Below are 19,093 nucleotides of genomic sequence, written 5' to 3'. Positions count from 1 at the left end.
CGATTTAAACTGGCCGTTAAATGGACAACAGATGCCAGGCGTTTGGCTGGGTATGTTTTTCGCGGTTTGCTTGCTGGCAGGCATGTTAGGCCTGAGTAAACTGGTTCGCCATTTGCAAAAGCCAAAAGAGCAAGATGAGGTAACGATATGACCGAAATCACGTTTGAACTGCCAGACGATCAAGCCTCTATTCTGCGTGCCAAAGCTGCTCTTTGGAGAGTATCGCTCGAGCAAGTTTTGCAAGACGCAGTCGCTCACTTCTTACTTACCGATGACACCAAAAATGACCCTGTCGATTTGATACCCGAGGAACTCGCCGGTGTTGCGCGGGGCCTCGACGATTTCACACATGGACGCACGTCAACGCATGAGGAGGTCATGGCTGAATTAAAGAAGCTGCGGATCGATTTGAGCGCGACGTGCAAAAATCCATTGCCATCTTGTCGCTCTATCCCGGCTTAGGCCGACCAACTACCACAGAAGGGGTGCGTGTTTTCAGTCTGCCAAAATGGCATCGGCGCATCACCTATCAAGACCTAGGCAATTTCATCCTTATCACCAACCTCAGAGACACACGACAGGAACCGAAAGACTAAATGACCACCATCGCCGCCATCGACCATGTACAAATCGCCATCCCCGTGGGTGGCGAAATGGTCGCGCGTGCGTTTTATGCCGATCTCTTGGGGCTAACCGAAGTGCCAAAGCCTGCTTCCATGGCTGCTCGCGGTGGGGCTTGGTACCAGTCGGGCGGCGTCAAGGTCCATTTGGGGGTGGAGCAAGATTTCCGCGCCAATGACAAGGCCCATGTTGCCTTTCGCGTCGCGGATGTGGCGGGCCTTGCCAACCAAGCACAAGCGCGCGGCTTTAGGGTCAAACACGACGACGAACTGCCCGGCCATATACGTGCCTTCCTCTATGATCCATTCGGCAATCGGATCGAGATCCTCAAGCCAATTGGGGAGGCGGCGTCATGTTAGCATCTTCACCAAAGGGTTTTGACGCCAAGGGCTTGGATCGCTTGGTCCGCGCTAATCAAGGTCAGTCGTTCATTAAGCGCTTGGGCGGCAATCAATCGATCCCAAGGATCGCGATTGATCAAAGGCAAACGACTGGCGGCAGCAGCGTGAAATGGATTGATCGAGAGCAATTCGATGTCGGCTTGGATCAAATGGGCTGTTATGTCGAAATCGTCAGGCAGCCAGAGCTTGCCAATCGCCACTTTGAAATTGATCTCGTAGATGCTGGCAACGCTCGCGCAAACCCTGTTTGCTGGATCATTGAGCAAAGCGCGAATAGAAGGTTTGATCTTGTCTGGCGTCAACAGTCCAAACAAGATCGTATTGGTATCGAGCAGATAAGCCACGCTCAGCCTTTGGAATCAAACGTCTTGGAAGGTTCGGCCACGCCAAGCTGTTTGGCAGGTTCAAAGCCCGCAAGTGCTTGCTCGCTAGACCAAGCGTCAAATGGCTCGGGTAATAAGGCGTCTTCTGGGATGGGCCCTAGATGGGCGAGCTTGCCGAAAAGATTGGCTCGACTTGGCTTGACCAAGTCTGGCCCATTGGCGGCAAGCAGCCTTACCGCCTCTTTCCCTTTGCGGGCAATGAATACCGCTTCTCCGCGTTCTGCCCGCTCAATCAGTTCTGATAGTTTGGCCTTCGCTTCAGCCACATTCATTACGGTTTTCATGCGCAAATTGTACCAAAAATCGGCTGCATGGTCAATTAACTTGGTCCAACTTCGCTTTGCTGGAACCGCACAATGACCCAGTCAATCAGCAAATCAAACCACGAAAATCCTCCCACTAGAAAGACCCTCTCATGTTGAATATCAACAATCTACACGTCGAAGTCGGCGGCACAGCGATCATTAAAGGGCTCACGCTTGCTGTGCCTGCTGGCGAAGTGCACGCGATCATGGGCCCCAATGGGGCGGGCAAATCGACCTTATCTTATGCGCTGACGGGGCGTGACGGCTATGCAGTCGTGGGTGGCACAGCAACCCTCAATGGTGAGGATTTGTTGGAGCTTGCTCCTGAAGAGCGCGCAGCCAAGGGGTTGTTCCTGTCGTTTCAATATCCGCTCGAAATCCCCGGCGTGCCGACCCTGACCTTTTTGCGCACAGCGCTCAATGCCCAACGAAAAGCGCGTGGCGAGGGCGAAGTTAGCGTGCCGGATTTTATGAAATTGTCGCGCGATGTTGCCAAGAAATTGGGCGTCACGCCCGACATGATGAAGCGGCCTTTGAATGTCGGCTTCTCGGGCGGTGAAAAGAAGCGGATGGAAATCTATCAAATGGCGCTTTTGGACCCTCGTTTCATGATCTTGGACGAGACGGATTCTGGCCTTGATATTGACGCGCTTAAAGTGGTGTCTGAAGGTGTGAACGCCCTGCGTGGCCCAGATAAGGGCATGCTGGTTATCACCCATTATCAGCGCTTGTTGGACCATATTAAGCCAGACCGCGTGCATGTTTTGGCTGGTGGCCGCATCGTCGATAGTGGTGGGCCTGAATTGGCGCTCGCCCTCGAAGCCGATGGCTATGACCGTTATAAGGATGCCGCTTAATGGCCTTAGCGGAATTGAAGCTTTCATCCGGTGAAACCGCGCTCTTAGAAGCCTTCCCGCCGACAGAGGCCGGGCAGGCTGCACGCGCGCAAATTACCGAGCTGGGCTTACCTACTCGCCGAGTGGAAACGTTTAAATGGACCGATGTTCGCGCTGCCCTTTCTGAGGGTAAGCCCCAGGCGGATGGATCGGCGGGCCTGATCCCAGATTGCCTGCAAGACGCTTTGGTGTTGGATTTTGCCCCTGATGGCTTTGGGCTTGAGGGGGAAAAAGATCAGGGCCTGATTATTGAGACCGAAGACAGTTTGCCGATCGAGGGGGCAGGCCCTCTGGCGTCGCTAGCAGCTGGCTTTGCACCCCGCGCCGTGGTTTTGCGCGTGACGGCAAGCCAAAGTCGCCCCGTCGTCTTGCGCCGCCATCCAGGGGCGCCGATGCGCGTTCGCGTCGAGTTGGAAGCAGGCACGCGGTTGAACTTGGTAGATACGGCGCTCGCGACGGCTGGTCTATCAACAGGCCTCTTGGAAATTGAGGTTGGCACTGATGCGGAATTGGTTCGCTATAGCTTGCAGGATGGCAAGCTGGGCGCGATTGATTTGACACAAGCCATTGTTACGGTCGCAGAAAAAGGGCGCTATCACGCGATTTCGCTGATGTTTGGCGGCAAGCTTGCCCGCGCTGAGACCTATGTGGCGTTAGCAGGGGCGGGGGCAAGCTGTCTGATTCATGGCGCCTATTTGCTCTCCGGCAATGCCCATGCCGATATGACCACGAAGGTCGTCCACGCCAGTCCCCATGGGCAGACGCGGGAATTGTTCAAAGGGGCTGTGCAAGACAAGGCGCGCGGCGTCTTCCAAGGCAAGATCCTGGTTGAACGCGCCGCTCAACAAACCGATGCGCGGCAAAATCACCATGCCCTGATGTTAAGCGAGGGGGCGGAAATCGACGCCAAGCCAGAGCTTGAGATTTACGCCGATGATGTCCAATGCGCCCATGGCAATACGATTGGTGCGCTGGATGATCAGGCCCTGTTTTATATGCGTCAGCGCGGCATACCCGAGGCACAGGCTAAAGCCCTGTTGGTCGAGGCTTTTGTGACGGATGTATTTGATGCCATCGACCACGAAGGCGTGCGTGCCTGGTTTTCAGGTTTGGCGCGGACATGGTTGGAGGGACGTGCATCATGAACGCCCAAACCCCAACCCAATCTGTCGCCTTTGATGTCGCCAAAGTCCGCGCGGACTTCCCGATCTTGACGCGGCAGATCCACGGCAAGCCCTTGGTCTATCTCGATAGTGCCGCCAGCGCACAAAAGCCGGAAAGCGTCATCTCCGCTATGGCGGACTTCCAGCGTACGTCTTACGCCAATGTGCACCGGGGCCTACACACCTTAGCCAATGAAGCCACCCAAGCGTTCGAAGACGCGCGGGCCAAGGTTGCGCGCTTCATCCATGCCGGAAGTGCGGATGAGATTGTCTTTACCAAGAGCGCGACTGAAGCCATCAATCTGGTGGCCGCAGGGATTAGCCAAAGCCTTAAACCCGGCGATGAGATCGTCATCTCTGAGATGGAGCATCACGCCAATATCGTGCCGTGGCACATGGCGGCGCAGCGCTCTGGCGCTATCTTGAAATGGGCGTCCATCACGCCACAAGGCGCACTTGATAAGGACTCGCTGGCCGCCCTCATCGGTCCACGCACCAAAATGGTGGCAATCAGCCATATGTCGAATGTGTTGGGCTGTGTGCAGGATGTAGCGAACATCGTGGCTCTCGGCCATCAAGTTGGCGCGCAAGTCCTGATCGACGGCTGTCAGGGTGTGGTGCACCAAAAGGTTGATGTGCAAGCCATAGGGGCTGATTTCTATGTTTTTTCAGCCCACAAAATCTATGGACCGACAGGGATTGGCGTTCTCCACGGCACCCCAGAAGCGCTGAACCGGCTGCCGCCTTGGCAAGGTGGTGGCGAGATGATTGAGATCGTCTCCAAAGAGCTGATTACCTATAATGTGCCGCCCTTCCGGTTTGAAGCGGGCACCCCCGCCATTACTGAAGCGGTAGGCCTCGGTGCCGCTGTTGATTGGATGATGGCGCAAGATCAAACGGCCATGCACGCCCATGAACAGGCCCTGCTCGATCATGCCATGAAATCCCTGCGTGGTATCAATGGGATTAGCCTTTATGGCACCGCGCCGGGCAAGGGCGGTATCATTGCGTTCAATATTGATGGGGCCCACCCCCATGATGTGGCCCAAGTTCTCGACCGCTATGGCGTCGCGGTTCGGGCAGGCCACCATTGTGCCCAACCATTGATGAAGGCTTTGGGCGTGACCGCTACCGCACGGGCGAGCTTTGCCGCCTATACCAGTTTCGAAGATGTCGACACCTTTATCGAAGCGCTTGCAAAAGCGCGCGATTTTTTGCTGTGAGGGCCACCCATGAGCGATGAAACCACCACCCAAAGAGATATGCTGGATGTATCCAGCCCTCCCATCGTCCAGCCCGATCGGGAGCCTACCGACCTGCCGCCCGAGGAGATTGCCCGTTTGACGGACGATCTGATCGAAGCGTTCAAGACCGTCTATGATCCAGAAATCCCGGTTGATGTCTATGAATTGGGCCTGATCTATAAGGTTGACCTCAAGGCCGGCGGCCATGTCGATATCGACATGACGCTCACCGCCCCTGCTTGCCCTGTGGCCGGGGAACTCCCAATTATGGTAGAAGATGCGGCCAAGACGGTGAATGGGATCAATTCGGCCAAGGCCATTGTGACCTTTGACCCGCCCTGGACCCAAGCGCGCATGAGCGATGAAGCCCGTTTGGCTTTGAATATGTTATAGGTGGCACGCATGAATTCGCCAGACCTCGTCCCAACCCGAACCCGTCGCCCCCGCCCGCAAGTGGTGAGCCTGACTGATGCTGCTGCTGAGCGCGTGCGCGATGTCATGGCCAAATCTGAAAAGCCTTATCTGCGCGTCGGCATTAAAAATGGCGGCTGTGCGGGGATGGAATATGTGATGGCCTATGCCGATGCGCCCGATCCCTTAGACGAAGTGGTGGAAGATAAGGGGGTTAAAATCCTTGTGGCGTCCAATGCTATTTTGTTTCTGATCGGCTCTGTTGTCGATGTGGAAACAACGAAGCTTCATTCGAAATTTGTTTTCAAAAACCCCAATGAAACCGATGCTTGCGGATGTGGCGAGAGCGTAACCATTGTGCCTGCTACATCTGAGGCCTGATTTTGGCTAAGAAGGCGAAAGCCAATCCGGAATTAGATGCGTTGATTGCGACGGCCCAAGATTTGTTCGCAGGCTTGGGGGATATTCGGGTGCGCAAGATGTTTGGCGGCGCGGGCGTCTATTATGATGGCCGCATGTTTGCGCTCTTGGCCGATCATGAAATCTATCTGAAGGCTGATCGTATCAATAATCCGAAATTTGACGCCCATGATTGCCCACCCTTTCATTATGACAAGGGGGAAGGCGAGATCATGACCTTATCCTATCGGGCGATGCCCGAAACAGCCTTTGACGATGCAGATGAAGCTTTGGCCTGGGCCAAGCTGGGCGTCGAAGCAGCAGCCCGCGCACAAAGATAGACATGGGCAGAATGGACCTAACCGCTATCCACCACATCGAACAGGCCACAGCTAGAGGCTGGCCCGCTGCGCGCGAGGATCAGATTGATGGCTGGCTGGTCTTCTCAGGCTTAGGTTTTGTTGGGCGTACCAATTCTTGTTGGCCTTTGACCTATCAGGGTAAAGATGTTGAAGGCTCTATCGAAGCCGTTGAGGCCTGTTATCACGCTATGGGCCTGGTGCCACAGTTCAAACTAGTAACTGACGGCACTGACCCGTTGGACCTATATGATAGACTGGCCCGACGCGGCTATCGCGCCGTTAGCGATGTTGCTGTGATGCTGTTTGACGGCCAAATTGCTGCCCCCGACCATCCCGTCGAAATCAGCCCGCAGGTCACAGACGACTTTATCCAAATCGTCGAAGAAACCAGCCATTCAGGTGGGGATGGGCAGGAACGTATCGATATTCTGCGCCGCGTGCCAAATCCATCTGCCTTTGGGATCATCCGCCAAAATGGGGTGTTGGCGGCGGCGGGCCTGTGCACCTTTGCCGGCGACAGCGCAGGCATTGCAGCCATGCGTACCCAAGCCCATTATCGTAATCAGGGCCTTGCGCGCTCGGTTCTGCGGGCAATTATGGGGCAGGCTTATGAGGCTGGATATCGGCAATTCTGGCTGCAAGTTGAAACCAATAATGCCGCAGCCCTACATCTCTATGAGACAGAAGGCTTTGCCACCGCCTATAGCTATCAGACCGTGCGCCTAGAGGCTTAAAGTCGCCGCGCTTTCGATTTTAACATGCGCCACCTTGCGCTACCCCTTGCCACACCTAACATATGGGCGTCCTTTGGTGCGCGCATATAGCGACACAAAGACTGTATGGAGGCTTAAATGGCTTTGAACACGCGTTTTGCTGCTTTGGCATTGGTTGGCGTTGCAGCAACATCGGTTTCAGGATGTGGCTATAATACCATTCCAACCCAAGAAGAGGCTGCCAAAGCCGCTTGGGCCGAGGTTCAGACCCAATACCAGCGCCGTGCGGACCTCGTGCCCAATCTGGTGGCAACCGTTCAAGGTGCTGCTGCGCAGGAAAGGTCTGTCTTGACGGCTGTGACCGAAGCGCGCGCCTCGGCCACCCAGCCGAAGTTTGATGCATCCACCATCACCGACCCACAAAAATTCCAAGAGTTTCAAGCGGCTCAAGCTCAACTTTCAACCGCGCTCGTCAACTTCCGCCAGACCGTAGAAGCCTATCCTGAGCTGCGTTCCTTAGAAGGCTTTAAAGCGCTGCAATCCCAACTTGAAGGCACGGAGAACCGCATCGCGATTGCGCGCCGCGACTATAATGCGGCAGTCCAGACCTATAACACGACCTTGCGGACGTTCCCGAGTGTGATTTGGGCAAAGACAGCGTTCTCGTCCTCGCAGCCCATGCAATTGTTCCAAGCGACGGCAGGCTCTGAAAAGCCGCCGGAAGTGAAGTTCTAAGCGCGTGACCAAGCCCGCCTTGCTGCGGCCTTCACCGAGCCGTTTCCACCGTATCGGGCTAGCTGCTCTCTTGGGCCTGGCCTTGATGGTGGCATGCTGGATGGCAAGTCCTGTTTGGGCTGCCGACCCCAAGTTCCCGGTCCTGACTGGACGGGTTGTGGATGACGCCAACATCATTCCCGAAGAAACCGAGGGCGAACTCATCGCGCAATTGGAAGCGCTGGAAGCCAAGTCGTCCGATCAATTAGTCGTGGTGACTGTCCCAAGCTTGCAGGGTTTTGAACTTGAGGAATTTGGCTACAGATTAGGTCGGGCTTGGCAAATCGGCCAAGGAGAACGGCTGAACAACGGCGTCATCCTCTTGGTCGCGCCCACAGAGCGCAAAGTGCGGATCGAGGTCGGCTATGGCCTCGAAGGCATTTTGACGGACTATTATACGAGCGAAATCATCCGAAACACCATTGTGCCGGCCTTTAAGGCAGGCGATATGCCGGGCGGCATTGTTGCCGGGGCAGCAGCGATTGAGCAGATTTTGACCACCGATCCAGCCGAGTTGCAGGCCCGTGCAGCCCGAGGATTAAAGGAAGAAGCCAGAGAGACCGGTGGCGATCCAATCGCTGTGATGATTGTCCTGGCCTTTTTGATTTTCTGGATCTGGGTCATGATTGCTAATTCCCAGCGGACACGCTTCCGGCGTCATTCTCATTGGGGAAGTGGTCCGATTATCTTGCATGATTGGGATGACGACGATGACCGGCGTGGTGGAGGCGGCTTTGGCGGCGGCTTTGGCGGTGGCGGTTTTGGCGGTGGCGGTTTTGGCGGCGGTGGCGGCTTTTCTGGCGGCGGCGGCAGCTTTGGTGGTGGCGGAGCATCGGGCTCATGGTGAAGCACGCGCACATGCATTTATCGGCAGAGGATAAGGCGGCAATCGGCCAAGCCATTGAAGCCGCTGAGGCCAAGACATCGGGCGAGATTTTTGTTGTCGTCTCTGCGCGCACTGCTGATTATCGCTGGATCATGCTCTTTTATGGGGCCCTGGTCGCTATTCTTGTGCCCTTGATCTTGATGGCATTTGGCTTGAACCCGTTGACGCTCGGCAGTGTTTTTACGCACTGGCAGGCTGGGGGCTGGAATATCGGTTTTGGTGCAACCCCAGCAGATGAGGCAGCAACCGGCATGGTCCTCATTCTGGCCTTACAGGCGATCTTGTTCATGCTGGTCTCTGCCCTTGACCTGCAACCAGGTATAGCGGCCAAACTGACACCAGCCTGGATCCAGCGCCAACAAGTTCATCGTGCAGCTCGCGATCAATTCTTGGCCCATGGCCTGCACCAAACCACTGGAAAGACCGGGGTTTTGATCTTTGTCAGCCTCGCCGAGCACAAGGCAGAAATCATTGCGGATGCTGGGATCTACACCAAAGTGTCCCGCACGGTCTGGCGCGAAGTCATTGGCAAACTCGTCACGGCCGCGCGCGACAAAAAACTGGCCCATGGCATCATATTGGCCATTGAGGACAGCGCAACGATTTTGGCGGAACATTTCCCCCGTCAGGATGACGATGTGGACGAATTGCCCAATAAAGTCATCATTATTTGAGGCTCGGCTTTCTAAGTTTTTTCCGCTAACGCTTTCAAATAAATAGAATTTTTCGGGGCGGCAAACAAGCGTTGAACCATGGGTTCGAAAGCCTCTAGCGGCATGGTTTCATAGGCCGGATCAAAGGCATTTTGGTCATGGCGATGGCAGAAGCGCGCCGTGTGCTCAAAATAGGGATGGTCACGGTAAGCTTCGCGCATGTCGCGGTCGAGGCCCAGATGATGGAAGAAATAATAGCCTTGGAAAATGCCGTGATTGGCGACCATCCAATGATTGGCCTCACTCACGAAGGGTTTGAGAATGGCAGCGGCAATATCGGGGTGATTATAGCTTCCCAATGTATCGCCAATATCATGGAGGAGCGCACAGACGACATATTCTTCATCCATGCCATCACGATGGGCCAAAGTGGCCGATTGTAAGGAATGGGTCAGCCGATCAATCGGGAAGCCGCCATAATCGCCATCCAATAGCCTCAGATGTGCCAGAACTCGGTCGGCCAAGCCCTTGTTGAAGGCCTTGGAATGGCCTGCAATAATGGCCCAATCTTCCTGCGTGCCCTCCATCATAGACTTAAACTGTGCTTGGTCTTGATGAAGATCAGAGTGATGGCCGTCTGCCATAATGGTGCCTCCCCAAGTGTTTCGGGCAGGTTCACCTTCTTTTGGCTTTTAGGCAAGGGGGATTAGCCTGCCCGTCTTGCGAGCCACACGCCGACTAAGACCAAGGCCCCGCCCAGCATCTGCACCGGGGTCAGGCTTTCATGCAGCCAAGCCCAGCCGAGGAAGCCTACAAGTACGGGTTGCAGCAAGATTAGAACGGAGGCGATATGGGTCGGCACCATGCCAAAACCCACCGCTAGGAGGCCTTGCCCGGCCACTTGCGCCATCACGCCTAAAACCAACAGTGGCCACCATTGCGCGATAAAGGATTGCCCGGTCGCAGGCGGCAAGAGGGGTTCGCCCGACAGGATGGTCACTGCCAAGCAACACAGCATGGCAAAGGCAGATGAGAAGAACATGATCGTGCCCGCGCCCCATTGGTTGCGCATGCGGGCGATGGTGATGAGGTAAAGCCCGTACCAAAGCGACGTCAGTGCCGATAAGCCATCACCTACCAAGCGGTCTGGATTGGTCGCAGGCGCACCGCCCGACAGCAGGAGCGAGCCAACAAGGGCGATCACCACCGCCACCCAATAGGCATTGGTTGGAAGTGCCCGTGTTGTCAGCCAGGTGACGGCGACAACCACAATCGGGGTAAGGTTCGACAAGAAGGTAGCGTTGGCAGCACTCGTCCGCACGATCCCTGCGTGCCAAGTGGCAAGATCACCTGCAAACAAAAGCCCAGCCAGTGCCAAAAGGCCAATGGGAAGTGCAACAGGCTTACCGTCATCGGACTTGGGTTTTGCTTCCAAATGCGCCCAGAGCGCCAAGAGTGGCAGGGCAAAAGTGAGGCGCCAAAACGCACTGGCCTGTGGACCCAAGGGTGAGAGCTTCACCATAATCGGGGCAAGCGCTATGCAAGATGCCCCGGCGGCCAGCGCCACCGTGCCTAGAAACAGCTTTTGTGCATCAGTTTGGGCCACGCGCGGGTTCCTAAAGGCCTAGGCTTGTTCGAATCTCAGCGGGGCTTGTGCCGCTTTCGCGCAAGCTGCGCAATGTGACGGACTGATTACGCTTGGCAAAGCGCTTGCCGTCTGCATCCAAGATCAGGCGGTGATGCTGGTAGATTGGGGTTGGCAGGCCTAGAAGCTTTTGTAGTACCACATGGATATGGGCGGCTTCAGCCAAATCTTCGCCGCGGATCACATGGGTGATGCCTTGGTGTGCGTCATCAAGAACGCTTGCTAAATGATAGCTGGAGGGAAACTCCTTCCGTGCCAGAACAATATCGCCCAATTGCGCTGGATGGGCCTTGACCCAGTGGCCATTGGCCTCAAAGCCAAGGCTGTCCCAATGCGCGCCCAATATGTCTGCGCTTCGTGCCAAGGATAGTCGCCAAGCATAGGGCTTACCGGATCGAAGAAGTTGCGCCTCTTCATCTTCTGGCAAGGGCGAAACAGGCTCTGGCCCAGAAAAGCTATGCGGGGCCGAAGCAATCGCCTCCATCAATTCTTTGCGCGTCTTAAAGCAACGATAGAGGACCCCCAGCCCCTTCAAGCGCTCTAAAGCGGCTTCATAATCGGCCATATGATCGCTTTGACGCCGAACGGGGCTTTCCCATGTGAGGCCCAGCCACGCCAAATCTTCATAAATAGCTGCCTCAAACTCAGGCCGACATCGGGTTAGATCCGTATCCTCGATCCGCAGAATGAACCGACCTTGCACCGCTTGAGCCGCATCAAAGGCTGTCCAAGCTGAAAAGGCGTGACCGAGATGGAGATAGCCAGTCGGCGAGGGAGCGAAGCGGGTGGCAAACATGCGTGATCTATGCCGTGGGGTGGCTGTCTTTGGCAATTGGCTTTTGCTAGCATGCAGCATGGCATCCACGATCCTTACCGGCCCGCGTCGCGCCCCATTCTCTGGTCAAAGCCCCACAGGCCTTGTTGTGGCGCTGCATGGCTACGGCTCCAATGGCGATGATTTGATCTCGCTTGCCCCTTATTGGGAAAGGGGATTGCAGCATGTGCAGTTTAGCTCGCCCAATGCGCCCAGCCTTGTGCCAGGTTTTGGTGCTATGTATCAATGGTTCCCAATCGAAAGCATGGATCCGGTTCACCTTGCCAAAGGCGCCCGCGATGCGGCCCCTGTGCTGGAAGCTTTTCTTGAAGCCGAGATGGCCAAGTTTGGGGTGACCAAGGCGCAAACCGCCTTGGTAGGGTTCAGTCAAGGCACGATGATGGCTCTACAAGTGGGTCTCGCCTCCAAAGAGCCTTATGCCGGGATATTGGGCTATTCTGGTGCCTTGGTCGGCAATCCAGTCATTGCTTCTAAGCCACCTGTCTTACTGGTGCATGGCGATCAGGATGATGTGGTGCCGCTGGTGGCGAGCCAAATGGCACAGCAATTTCTAAAAGCTGCTGGTCTTGATGCGCGCCTACACGTCTCGCCACGCGCGGCCCATACAATCGCGATGGACGGTCTACAGCTTGGCGGTGCATTCTTGGCCCGCGTGCTTAAGGGCGCTTAGGCTGCATATGCTGAAGGCCTTTGGCGAGGGCGACGAATAAGAACCCCATAACCAAAAAACCTAGCCCTAATCCCAGTACATTCAGTCCGATCCGTTCGAGGCCATATTTGCCGACATCGAGGAAAAAGTAAGGATACCAATCTTCAAACCGCCCGCGCAGCAGCGCTGCACTGGTGTAGAGTAGCGGCCAAGCCAACCAGATGACTGCATGGCCAAACTTCACTTCGCGCTTGTCGGCAAATGAGAGCCACCAAACAAAGGTCAAGGTGGGCACCGCATAATGCACGCCCATATCGCCAATGAGAGTAAGGCCTGAAAGATTCCGTCCCCCGCTTAACAACAGGTGATAAACTAGGCCCATGGTCGTGATGTAGAAAGCGAGGGCCGCTAAAGCATGATCCGGGAAAATCTTGGACCCCTTTGGCGAGGTCGCAATCAAGCCCATGCTGACGGCAATCAAACCATTGGTCAGGATGGTGAAGTAACCGGTCAGCCGCCACAGGCTTTCGGCCACGCCCATGCCATCGCGCATGGTCCAACCAATGCTGATCCAGGATTGCAACATGAGGGCTGCACAGGTGAACAGGCACAAGAGGCCCGCACTGAGTTTGGCGGCTGTAAGTGGCTTTTGGGTCGACATGGCCCAGTCACTGGCAGAGCAACTGCATCGACACAAATCCATATCGCATATGACATGTTTTCTTTGCAGTGAATCGGTTACTGATACGATGCAGAGCAGGAGGAAGCCGTTTTCAACAGGCCACACCACACAAGTCTCGCCGTCGGCCACGCCGATCCAAAGCAGCTCGCTTCCATGAAAAAGGGAGGCGGAAATGCATATTGACCACCTAGAGCTGGCTTCTGCCCACCAACCGGTAAAAACCCAATCAAGTTTGGCCGGGTTTCCGGCTCTGGTTCTGAACGCCGATTATCGGCCTTTATCCTATTATCCTCTGTCGGTTTGGTCGTGGCAGGATGCGGTCAAAGCGGTCTATATGGACCGGGTCGAGGTCGTGGCCGAATATGATCAAGCCGTCCACAGCCCCAGTTTTGAGATGCGGCTGCCCAGCGTGATTTCCTTGAAGGAATATGTCCAGCAGGATCGCGCGCCAGCCTTCACCCGCTTCAATTTGTTTTTGCGCGACGGCTTTAAGTGCGCTTATTGCCATGCCACCGAGGATCTGACGTTCGACCATGTTGTACCCCGGTCCAAAGGTGGGAAGACAACGTGGGAAAACATCGTCACAGCCTGCTCCCCCTGCAATTTACGCAAGGGTGGTCGCAGCTTACGCGAAGCAGGCATGACACCCCGCAAGCCACCGCGCAGGCCAACCATGCATGAGCTGCAGGCTATGGGCCGCAAATTCCCGCCCCACCATTTGCACGAAAGCTGGGTCGATTGGCTCTATTGGGATGTGGTGCTGGAGGCCTGATCTAGCGCGCCTAACATCATTGTAATCTTGCCCCGGTTATAAAGCGGGATTTGCCCCTTTCGAGACGGACTTTAAGCTCCTATGTCGGAAGTCAGGCCACAATCAATCGGGGCTAAGGAATAAGTCGATGAAGCGCCCATTGGGACCAACCAGTGCGATTGCCCGCGAAACCTTGCGTCGAGGCATAGGGCGTGTGCGCGAAGCTGGCCCATTACTGCGCAAAGGTCGGCTGGCTGGGCTCGGCTTACTTGGCGTTTTGATCGGTTTTATACAAAGTGTTATCGAACTGGCGATGCGGGAAGCCTATGAAGCTCTCGACCGGCGTCATGAAGCGCAGATCAAAAAGGGTAGTGAACAGATGGGACGGCGACGCGAATGGCGCGAAGAGGATGACGAGGAGGACCGCAAGGTCTATAGACGCAAAATGGAAGACGCGCGCCGCCGCTTTGAACTTGAGATTCGTGCCGCGCGGGATATCCAGCGCGAACAACGCCGTGCCCAAGGGCGCACAAAAGCGGCTTGGACAGTTGCTTCCGTCGGGGCGGGCATTTTTCTAGCGGCCGTTATTGGCGATGTTTTGAATCCACTTGCCGGTATCGGCTTTGGTATCATGGTTGGTGGAGCCATTTCATGGATTGGCTCATTCTTCCTCAACCGCGCCCCAAAGCAAGTGGCCGGCGCGCCAGCTATTCCTGTGCCGCGCCGTCCTGAGATTGAAACACCCACCGTCAGTGAAAATGCGATGCCGCAGGGCCGTACAGAATTAGTGCAGCAGGTTTTGGCCGATGCAGCAAACGCGTTACGCGCGTTGGATGGCACGCTGTCACGCTTGCGCCACCCCGATTCTGTAGCTTCCGTCGCGCGTATCGTTGCGGTTGGCAACCGGCTGATGATGATGGTCGCGGCAAATCCTGAGAAGCTTGCCATCGCCCAGCGGGTTTTCACCTATTACTGCCCCGAGACTGTCAAAGTGGCCGAAGCTTTAGCGAAAATCGAATCTGATCCTGCGCCCGATATGGAACGTATCGCTGGAACGCAGACCATTTTGAAGAAGCTCGAAGTGTTGTTTGAGCGGACCGAGCTGGAGCTCAAAGCTGATGAAGGCAAGGAATTGGATATCGATCTGAAGCTATTGGACCAGTCGATCGAGTCTGACCTGCGCTATCAATAGGGCCGCTTCAGACCTTTTGGCAGACGGCAATCGCAACCCGGCACCCCGCCTTAATCACGGCTTCTAAGACGGGATGGCCAAATGCCTCCTTTGCGCCCTCAGCGATCGCTTGATCCTTGTGCGCGATCTCTTCGTCGCGGAACCTGCGGATCATGGCCGAAAGCTCAGGCTCGTGATCGCCTAACTCTTCGATCTGCTCACGATAATGGTCTTCGATCACTTCCTCGACGGCTGCAGTGCACGCGTGGGCGGCCTTCTCGCCCATGAGCGCCGTTACGACACCTAGGCCAAAGCCCGCCGCGCCCCAGATCGGAGCTAACAGGGTCGGGCGGACTTTGCGCTCAAGAAGCAATTTGTCAAAAGCGGCCTTATGCACGGCTTCATCGGCCTCTTGCTCAGCGAGTTGGGCAGCTATCTTGCGCGCGCCAGGTAGACGCGAGAATACGGCGCGCTGGCCTTCATAAATGCGGGTCGCGCCAAATTCGCCGGCATGATCAACCCGAAGCATCTCGGCGACGCGATCTTGTACAAAACGCCGACCGGGTGCAGCGGGGCGGCTCGGGCGGGCAGTGGCAGCGTCAGACATTTGATTTCTCCGTCAAACCGCGGGGATAGAAAACACTCAAGCCAGAATAGATGGCCAGTTTCAGCGAGATCAACATATTCCAACCCGCCATGGATAGTCCAAGGAATATCCAAGGGGCCTGATCACAGCCTTTTACCTGCATGGGCTGGTTCAAAGCACCTAACAAATCTGTTGGGATGGCACCACCCGTGCCTGCCGTACACGAAGGCAGACCGGGCCACCACTTATACTCAACCCCCATATGAAAGCCCGCAATGACCGCGCCGCCAACAAAGGCAAAGGTCAATAAGAGGTTGAGCGCGCGATTGGATAGCTCTGCCCCTTCCATGCGGCGGGCCACGAGAGCCAGTGCAGCGATAGCTGCCGCGATCCAATAGGCTTCGCGCTGGTGCAAACAAAGCGCACAAGGGGCGAGGCCGCCAAAACGCTCAAAGCCATGCGCAATGCCCAACATAGACAGGCTGGAGGCCAGAGCGATCCACGGCCATTGGGCCAAGATGAAGCTGAAGAAGGGGCGCAGTCGCATCATCCTGATATAGGCCGATCTTTAGACGTCGAACAGGTCAAGCCGCACGCGACACGCATGCGGCCTATTGTCCGAGCATATTGCCAAGCCAAGGCAGGTGCTCCTGCACCAGCGTTACCGCAAAACCGGCACCCGCAAATAAGCCCCAAATCATGACCGCCAAAAAAATTGACCAAGCCAAACCCAACAAGCTTCCCGCAAGTGTAAACAGTCCATCGGTTTGCAAAAGACCCACGGCGATCAGGGTAATCGCAAGGGATGGGATGGTGTTGGTGATGGGCAGCATGATGGTAATTGAGGCAATCGCACAAATGGCCCCAACCAAGCGCTCGGCCCAACCACGCGCTAAGAAAGTGAAACGCGGTTTGGAAAACACAGTTGTCCAGCGCAAGCGCTTATCGGCAAAGTCAGCAATCGATTCAATCCAAGCTGACTTCGCCCGTGCTTCTAGGGCGCGTTTGGGCAGCCAAACTTCTTTCGCACCAAAGGCCATTTGTATGGCCAGCAAGAAGATGGGGATGGCAATCACCTGCGCACCGGGTAATCCCGGCACCAAACAAGGAATGGCAAACAACAAGATCAAAAGGCCAAAGGCGCGTTCGTCGAGCTGATCAACAATATCGCCAACCGATGCTCCATCAGGTCCTGCAACTTTTTTGAGGCTAACGATGACGTCGATAAAACTGGCGGGCGGCTCTTGCGCGTCAGACGCGGGGGCAGGGGCAGATGTCATGGGCTGTCTATACGCCGCGCCTCGCCGATTGCCAATGAGTCTCAGCCTTGGACAGCACGCGCTCTGACTTTTGCAGCGCTACCTTGCAGGAAGTTGCAGAAAATCCGATTGCATTCACGGGCAAGCCCGTTTAGGAACTGCCCTCCCAACCGTGCCCCGGTGGTGGAATTGGTAGACGCGCTGGACTCAAAATCCAGTTCCGAGAGGAGTGTCGGTTCGAGTCCGACCCGGGGCACCAGTGGTTTTTCCACAAGTTTGCCGACTTCTCTGGGCCTGTGAATTGCGTGGCAAACCCATCCGTGCGCGCGCAAACTCCGCACAATTTGACTAAAACCCCACCCATTTCCGCAAGCTAAATCTAAGGCTTTGCTGCGACGATAGGGCGTCACAGGAGGGCGCGATGGATGTTTCGTCATTGATGAATGCTAAGATGCAAGCTCAAGCTGCCCAGTTACAGGTGGCGGCTCTGCGCGCGGTTCAAGAAACGCCAGGCCAAGAGCGGGCGCTCTCGACCTTGTCGCAAGCCATTGTTCAAACACAAGATGCCTTTGCGCTCAGTGCCGCAAAAGCCATTAGCGGCATTGATATCCGGGTCTAGCTCTTCTTTTGGCCCGGCGCAGGTGGTGGGTTGGAAACGTCCACCCCAGCGGTCGCGAGCGCATTTTCAAGCTCTTCTTGATTAAAGCCTGAGACCAATTTGCCATTGATCACAAAGCCGGGTGTGCCACCAATGTTGAGGCTTGTGGCCTGTTCGCGCATGCCTGTTAGGGTTGCCTCGACTTGAGGCTTCTCCATATCAGCTTTCAGCTTCTCCACATTCAATCCGATTGATGCGGCAATCTGGAAGATTTGTTCTGGATTAAGGTCGCCTTGTGCCGTCATCAGCGCATTGTGCATCGGCAGATATTTGCCCTGGTTATGGGCCGCGATCGCTGCTTTAGCCGCGATGGTGGAGTTCTCCGACAGAATTGGCAGTTCCTTGAAGATGACGCGTATGTCTTTGCGCGTTTGCATCAGATTAGCGACCCAGCCTTGGGCTGCGTGGCAAAAGCCACATTTATAATCGAAGAACTCGATGACTGTGATTTTGGCATTGGCTGGACCAAAGCTGAATTGGGCATGCTCGCTCTTCAAGGTCTTGAAAGCCGCAGCGACCTTTTCATTCTGAATGCGAGCTTGCTTGGTCTCGAACGCCCGTTGGGCTTCGAGTAGAATTTCGGGATTTGCAACCAGTTCGTCGCGGATCAGAGCGCGCACCGCCGCTTGCTGCTCTGCCGTCAGCGCTTTCAGTACATCGGAATTGACTGCGCCGGGCGTAACTTGGGCTGCAGTCGCCTTTGCTTCGCCGCTCTCAGCCGCTTTGTCAGCTGGTTTTGTGCAACTGGCGATACTAAAGGCCGCAACAGACAGGGTAAGAAACGAAACAAAGGTGTGAGGGCGCATCTGCGGCTCCAAGAAACAAGATTGAATTTGAGCGTGTTTTTACACTCTAACTCTTAATGTTTTGCATGCGTTGCCGCATGGTTATGGTCGTGAGTCTGATCTTCCAGTTCAATCACCCGCAAAAGTTCAGGCTTCGTCTCAGAGGTAGCCACTTTGGACGCCAAAGGTGCTTCAGGCAGAAGCGTTAGGGGACGAGGATCATTGCCCCGCCGACCTGCTTTGGTAACCATGGGCAAAGTGATTGTCGAAATATCAAAGGCCCGCCGCCATTCCGGCGTTGCACGCACCAAATTGCGCATCGCAAGGTCTGAGAAACGGTGCGCCCGCAGCATATCACCGAGGTTATAGGCTTCTTCCGCGGTGGCTAGGCGGGCAAGGCCCACTTGCCCATTTCGGTCCGCCACGACTGCCAATTGGTTCCACGCGAAAGCGTTTGTTGGTTCAAGACGCAAGGCTGAGCGCAAGCGGGCTTCGGCTTCTGCCCGTAGTTCCGGCCGCTCAGTCGCCAGAAGCGAGCGGGCAAGACCAATCAACAACAAGGACTCATTTGGGGCCAAAGCAACCGCGCGCCGGTTTGGCTCAATCGACTCTTCAGCCTTGCCATTTTCATAATAGATTTGCCCCAAAAGCTCGTAAAAGAAGGGGTTTTCAGGTTGTTCTGCGATGAGTTTTTGGGTCTCTCGCACTGCCGTTGTCATATCGGGTGCGCGGAAGGCGGCCACCGCACGGGCGTAACGTGCATATATCGACTGATCTGAGGCAGGATATTTCACAAAGGTTCGCGCGGGTGTGTAGAGAAAGGCTTGGATTTTCGCCTGCATCATTTTCAACCGGTCAATG

At 55.6% G+C, this 19,093-nt stretch carries 27 protein-coding genes and 1 tRNA gene; 17 read left to right on the top strand and 11 right to left on the bottom strand.

The window, feature by feature from the left end; all coding sequences use genetic code 11:
- Nucleotides 1–147: 147 nt before the first annotated feature.
- Nucleotides 148–462, top strand: a complete 315-nt coding sequence (locus tag IOB61_RS06735; protein ID WP_290814070.1) for a hypothetical protein — start codon at nucleotides 148–150, stop codon at nucleotides 460–462.
- A gap of 134 nt (nucleotides 463–596) precedes the next feature.
- Nucleotides 597–980, top strand: coding sequence for a VOC family protein (locus IOB61_RS06730; RefSeq protein ID WP_290814067.1), 384 nt, complete (start codon nucleotides 597–599; stop codon nucleotides 978–980).
- Between the two features lie 5 nt (nucleotides 981–985).
- Here the strand turns inward: IOB61_RS06730 and IOB61_RS06725 are convergent, their stop codons facing one another.
- Together IOB61_RS06725 and IOB61_RS06720 are read right to left on the bottom strand one after the other, a co-directional pair.
- A complete protein-coding gene (locus tag IOB61_RS06725; RefSeq protein ID WP_290814064.1) occupies nucleotides 986–1,366 on the bottom strand; it encodes a type II toxin-antitoxin system VapC family toxin in 381 nt (126 codons plus the stop codon).
- Between the two features lie 2 nt (nucleotides 1,367–1,368).
- Nucleotides 1,369–1,689: a type II toxin-antitoxin system Phd/YefM family antitoxin gene (locus tag IOB61_RS06720; protein ID WP_290814061.1), complete on the bottom strand. Its 321-nt coding sequence runs from the start codon at nucleotides 1,687–1,689 to the stop codon at nucleotides 1,369–1,371.
- 131 nt (nucleotides 1,690–1,820) lie between these two features.
- Between IOB61_RS06720 and sufC the strand changes: the two genes are divergently transcribed.
- The 10 genes from sufC to IOB61_RS06670 all read left to right on the top strand — a co-directional run bounded on the left by sufC (nucleotide 1,821) and on the right by IOB61_RS06670 (nucleotide 9,232).
- The gene (sufC, locus tag IOB61_RS06715; RefSeq protein WP_290814058.1) at nucleotides 1,821–2,567 is read left to right on the top strand and encodes a Fe-S cluster assembly ATPase SufC; all 747 of its coding nucleotides are present in this window, start codon (nucleotides 1,821–1,823) and stop codon (nucleotides 2,565–2,567) included.
- On the top strand, nucleotides 2,567–3,751 hold the full coding sequence (gene sufD / locus IOB61_RS06710; RefSeq protein WP_290814055.1) for a Fe-S cluster assembly protein SufD: 1,185 nt from the start codon (nucleotides 2,567–2,569) through the stop codon (nucleotides 3,749–3,751). Before sufC ends, sufD begins: the two co-directional genes overlap by 1 nt.
- Nucleotides 3,748–4,992 (top strand): aminotransferase class V-fold PLP-dependent enzyme, encoded by a 1,245-nt coding sequence (locus tag IOB61_RS06705; RefSeq protein WP_290814052.1) that lies wholly within the window; start codon nucleotides 3,748–3,750, stop codon nucleotides 4,990–4,992. The genes sufD and IOB61_RS06705 overlap by 4 nt, the downstream gene beginning before the upstream one ends.
- 9 nt (nucleotides 4,993–5,001) lie before the next feature.
- Entirely contained in the window at nucleotides 5,002–5,406 is a 405-nt protein-coding gene (locus IOB61_RS06700) for a DUF59 domain-containing protein (protein WP_290814049.1), read from the top strand.
- A gap of 9 nt (nucleotides 5,407–5,415) precedes the next feature.
- The gene (locus IOB61_RS06695) at nucleotides 5,416–5,805 is read left to right on the top strand and encodes an iron-sulfur cluster assembly accessory protein (protein ID WP_290814045.1); all 390 of its coding nucleotides are present in this window, start codon (nucleotides 5,416–5,418) and stop codon (nucleotides 5,803–5,805) included.
- Nucleotides 5,806–5,807: 2 nt separating this feature from the next.
- A complete protein-coding gene (locus IOB61_RS06690; protein ID WP_290814042.1) occupies nucleotides 5,808–6,164 on the top strand; it encodes a TfoX/Sxy family protein in 357 nt (118 codons plus the stop codon).
- A gap of 11 nt (nucleotides 6,165–6,175) precedes the next feature.
- Nucleotides 6,176–6,919 (top strand): GNAT family N-acetyltransferase, encoded by a 744-nt coding sequence (locus tag IOB61_RS06685; protein WP_290814039.1) that lies wholly within the window; start codon nucleotides 6,176–6,178, stop codon nucleotides 6,917–6,919.
- 117 nt (nucleotides 6,920–7,036) lie between these two features.
- A complete protein-coding gene (locus IOB61_RS06680; protein WP_290814036.1) occupies nucleotides 7,037–7,633 on the top strand; it encodes a LemA family protein in 597 nt (198 codons plus the stop codon).
- A gap of 4 nt (nucleotides 7,634–7,637) precedes the next feature.
- Nucleotides 7,638–8,519 carry a TPM domain-containing protein gene (locus tag IOB61_RS06675; protein WP_290814033.1) on the top strand — a complete coding sequence of 294 codons (882 nt, stop codon included), beginning with the start codon at nucleotides 7,638–7,640 and terminating at the stop codon, nucleotides 8,517–8,519.
- Nucleotides 8,520–8,530: 11 nt separating this feature from the next.
- Entirely contained in the window at nucleotides 8,531–9,232 is a 702-nt protein-coding gene (locus tag IOB61_RS06670) for a TPM domain-containing protein (RefSeq protein ID WP_290814030.1), read from the top strand.
- Nucleotides 9,233–9,243: 11 nt separating this feature from the next.
- On the opposite strand, the gene IOB61_RS06665 is transcribed toward IOB61_RS06670, so the two are convergent.
- The 3 genes from IOB61_RS06665 to gluQRS all read right to left on the bottom strand — a co-directional run bounded on the left by IOB61_RS06665 (nucleotide 9,244) and on the right by gluQRS (nucleotide 11,652).
- Nucleotides 9,244–9,855 (bottom strand): HD domain-containing protein, encoded by a 612-nt coding sequence (locus IOB61_RS06665; protein WP_290814027.1) that lies wholly within the window; start codon nucleotides 9,853–9,855, stop codon nucleotides 9,244–9,246.
- A gap of 62 nt (nucleotides 9,856–9,917) precedes the next feature.
- On the bottom strand, nucleotides 9,918–10,817 hold the full coding sequence (locus IOB61_RS06660) for a DMT family transporter (protein ID WP_290814023.1): 900 nt from the start codon (nucleotides 10,815–10,817) through the stop codon (nucleotides 9,918–9,920).
- Between the two features lie 10 nt (nucleotides 10,818–10,827).
- Complete coding sequence (gene gluQRS / locus IOB61_RS06655) at nucleotides 10,828–11,652, bottom strand: tRNA glutamyl-Q(34) synthetase GluQRS (protein WP_290814020.1); 825 nt, start codon at nucleotides 11,650–11,652, stop codon at nucleotides 10,828–10,830.
- A 58-nt stretch (nucleotides 11,653–11,710) separates the two neighbouring features.
- Between gluQRS and IOB61_RS06650 the strand changes: the two genes are divergently transcribed.
- The gene (locus IOB61_RS06650; RefSeq protein ID WP_290814017.1) at nucleotides 11,711–12,361 is read left to right on the top strand and encodes a prolyl oligopeptidase family serine peptidase; all 651 of its coding nucleotides are present in this window, start codon (nucleotides 11,711–11,713) and stop codon (nucleotides 12,359–12,361) included.
- Here the strand turns inward: IOB61_RS06650 and IOB61_RS06645 are convergent.
- On the bottom strand, nucleotides 12,348–13,001 hold the full coding sequence (locus IOB61_RS06645; RefSeq protein WP_290814014.1) for a Pr6Pr family membrane protein: 654 nt from the start codon (nucleotides 12,999–13,001) through the stop codon (nucleotides 12,348–12,350). The two genes, IOB61_RS06650 and IOB61_RS06645, sit on opposite strands and share 14 nt — an antisense overlap.
- A 193-nt stretch (nucleotides 13,002–13,194) precedes the next feature.
- On the opposite strand from IOB61_RS06645, the gene IOB61_RS06640 reads away from it, so the two are divergent.
- Complete coding sequence (locus tag IOB61_RS06640; protein WP_290814011.1) at nucleotides 13,195–13,794, top strand: HNH endonuclease; 600 nt, start codon at nucleotides 13,195–13,197, stop codon at nucleotides 13,792–13,794.
- 127 nt (nucleotides 13,795–13,921) lie between these two features.
- Nucleotides 13,922–14,965: a 5-bromo-4-chloroindolyl phosphate hydrolysis family protein gene (locus IOB61_RS06635; protein ID WP_290814008.1), complete on the top strand. Its 1,044-nt coding sequence runs from the start codon at nucleotides 13,922–13,924 to the stop codon at nucleotides 14,963–14,965.
- 7 nt (nucleotides 14,966–14,972) lie between these two features.
- Here IOB61_RS06635 and IOB61_RS06630 read toward each other — a convergent pair whose 3' ends face one another.
- The 3 genes from IOB61_RS06630 to IOB61_RS06620 form a co-directional block, all read right to left on the bottom strand.
- Nucleotides 14,973–15,551 (bottom strand): demethoxyubiquinone hydroxylase family protein, encoded by a 579-nt coding sequence (locus IOB61_RS06630; RefSeq protein WP_290814005.1) that lies wholly within the window; start codon nucleotides 15,549–15,551, stop codon nucleotides 14,973–14,975.
- Nucleotides 15,544–16,080, bottom strand: a complete 537-nt coding sequence (locus IOB61_RS06625) for a disulfide bond formation protein B (protein WP_290814002.1) — start codon at nucleotides 16,078–16,080, stop codon at nucleotides 15,544–15,546. The genes IOB61_RS06630 and IOB61_RS06625 overlap by 8 nt, the downstream gene beginning before the upstream one ends.
- 61 nt (nucleotides 16,081–16,141) lie before the next feature.
- Nucleotides 16,142–16,810: an exopolysaccharide biosynthesis protein gene (locus IOB61_RS06620; RefSeq protein ID WP_290813999.1), complete on the bottom strand. Its 669-nt coding sequence runs from the start codon at nucleotides 16,808–16,810 to the stop codon at nucleotides 16,142–16,144.
- A 153-nt stretch (nucleotides 16,811–16,963) separates the two neighbouring features.
- Between IOB61_RS06620 and IOB61_RS06615 the strand changes: the two genes are divergently transcribed.
- Together IOB61_RS06615 and IOB61_RS06610 are read left to right on the top strand one after the other, a co-directional pair.
- Nucleotides 16,964–17,048, top strand: a tRNA-Leu gene (locus tag IOB61_RS06615).
- A 162-nt stretch (nucleotides 17,049–17,210) separates the two neighbouring features.
- The gene (locus tag IOB61_RS06610) at nucleotides 17,211–17,408 is read left to right on the top strand and encodes a hypothetical protein (protein ID WP_290813996.1); all 198 of its coding nucleotides are present in this window, start codon (nucleotides 17,211–17,213) and stop codon (nucleotides 17,406–17,408) included.
- On the opposite strand, the gene IOB61_RS06605 is transcribed toward IOB61_RS06610, so the two are convergent.
- Together IOB61_RS06605 and IOB61_RS06600 are read right to left on the bottom strand one after the other, a co-directional pair.
- A complete protein-coding gene (locus tag IOB61_RS06605; protein ID WP_290813993.1) occupies nucleotides 17,405–18,253 on the bottom strand; it encodes a DsbA family protein in 849 nt (282 codons plus the stop codon). The genes IOB61_RS06610 and IOB61_RS06605 overlap by 4 nt on opposite strands.
- Nucleotides 18,254–18,306: 53 nt before the next feature.
- On the bottom strand, nucleotides 18,307–19,093 hold a 787-nt coding region (locus tag IOB61_RS06600; RefSeq protein ID WP_290813990.1), incomplete at its 5' end, for a tetratricopeptide repeat protein.

Source organism: Aquidulcibacter sp. (genome assembly GCF_020253525.1).
Taxonomy (GTDB): domain Bacteria; phylum Pseudomonadota; class Alphaproteobacteria; order Caulobacterales; family Aquidulcibacteraceae; genus Aquidulcibacter.
The sequence above is the reverse complement of the archived record's forward strand: the minus strand, read 5'-3'. Positions and strand labels throughout refer to the sequence as shown.

What these genes read in the sequence shown, in the direction of transcription:
- IOB61_RS06720 (WP_290814061.1), bottom strand. Translation starts at nt 1,689, where the DNA reads ATGAAAACCGTAATGAATGTGGCTGAAGCGAAGGCCAAACTATCAGAA.
- IOB61_RS06650 (WP_290814017.1), top strand. Translation starts at nt 11,711, where the DNA reads ATGGCATCCACGATCCTTACCGGCCCGCGTCGCGCCCCATTCTCTGGT.
- IOB61_RS06730 (WP_290814067.1), top strand. Translation starts at nt 597, where the DNA reads ATGACCACCATCGCCGCCATCGACCATGTACAAATCGCCATCCCCGTG.
- IOB61_RS06605 (WP_290813993.1), bottom strand. Translation starts at nt 18,253, where the DNA reads ATGCGCCCTCACACCTTTGTTTCGTTTCTTACCCTGTCTGTTGCGGCC.
- IOB61_RS06630 (WP_290814005.1), bottom strand. Translation starts at nt 15,551, where the DNA reads ATGTCTGACGCTGCCACTGCCCGCCCGAGCCGCCCCGCTGCACCCGGT.
- IOB61_RS06735 (WP_290814070.1), top strand. Translation starts at nt 148, where the DNA reads ATGACCGAAATCACGTTTGAACTGCCAGACGATCAAGCCTCTATTCTG.
- IOB61_RS06635 (WP_290814008.1), top strand. Translation starts at nt 13,922, where the DNA reads ATGAAGCGCCCATTGGGACCAACCAGTGCGATTGCCCGCGAAACCTTG.
- IOB61_RS06625 (WP_290814002.1), bottom strand. Translation starts at nt 16,080, where the DNA reads ATGATGCGACTGCGCCCCTTCTTCAGCTTCATCTTGGCCCAATGGCCG.
- IOB61_RS06695 (WP_290814045.1), top strand. Translation starts at nt 5,416, where the DNA reads ATGAATTCGCCAGACCTCGTCCCAACCCGAACCCGTCGCCCCCGCCCG.
- sufD (WP_290814055.1), top strand. Translation starts at nt 2,567, where the DNA reads ATGGCCTTAGCGGAATTGAAGCTTTCATCCGGTGAAACCGCGCTCTTA.
- IOB61_RS06705 (WP_290814052.1), top strand. Translation starts at nt 3,748, where the DNA reads ATGAACGCCCAAACCCCAACCCAATCTGTCGCCTTTGATGTCGCCAAA.
- IOB61_RS06700 (WP_290814049.1), top strand. Translation starts at nt 5,002, where the DNA reads ATGAGCGATGAAACCACCACCCAAAGAGATATGCTGGATGTATCCAGC.
- IOB61_RS06680 (WP_290814036.1), top strand. Translation starts at nt 7,037, where the DNA reads ATGGCTTTGAACACGCGTTTTGCTGCTTTGGCATTGGTTGGCGTTGCA.
- IOB61_RS06620 (WP_290813999.1), bottom strand. Translation starts at nt 16,810, where the DNA reads ATGACATCTGCCCCTGCCCCCGCGTCTGACGCGCAAGAGCCGCCCGCC.
- IOB61_RS06645 (WP_290814014.1), bottom strand. Translation starts at nt 13,001, where the DNA reads ATGTCGACCCAAAAGCCACTTACAGCCGCCAAACTCAGTGCGGGCCTC.
- IOB61_RS06610 (WP_290813996.1), top strand. Translation starts at nt 17,211, where the DNA reads ATGGATGTTTCGTCATTGATGAATGCTAAGATGCAAGCTCAAGCTGCC.
- IOB61_RS06670 (WP_290814030.1), top strand. Translation starts at nt 8,531, where the DNA reads ATGCATTTATCGGCAGAGGATAAGGCGGCAATCGGCCAAGCCATTGAA.
- sufC (WP_290814058.1), top strand. Translation starts at nt 1,821, where the DNA reads ATGTTGAATATCAACAATCTACACGTCGAAGTCGGCGGCACAGCGATC.
- IOB61_RS06685 (WP_290814039.1), top strand. Translation starts at nt 6,176, where the DNA reads ATGGACCTAACCGCTATCCACCACATCGAACAGGCCACAGCTAGAGGC.
- IOB61_RS06640 (WP_290814011.1), top strand. Translation starts at nt 13,195, where the DNA reads ATGCATATTGACCACCTAGAGCTGGCTTCTGCCCACCAACCGGTAAAA.
- gluQRS (WP_290814020.1), bottom strand. Translation starts at nt 11,652, where the DNA reads ATGTTTGCCACCCGCTTCGCTCCCTCGCCGACTGGCTATCTCCATCTC.
- IOB61_RS06665 (WP_290814027.1), bottom strand. Translation starts at nt 9,855, where the DNA reads ATGGCAGACGGCCATCACTCTGATCTTCATCAAGACCAAGCACAGTTT.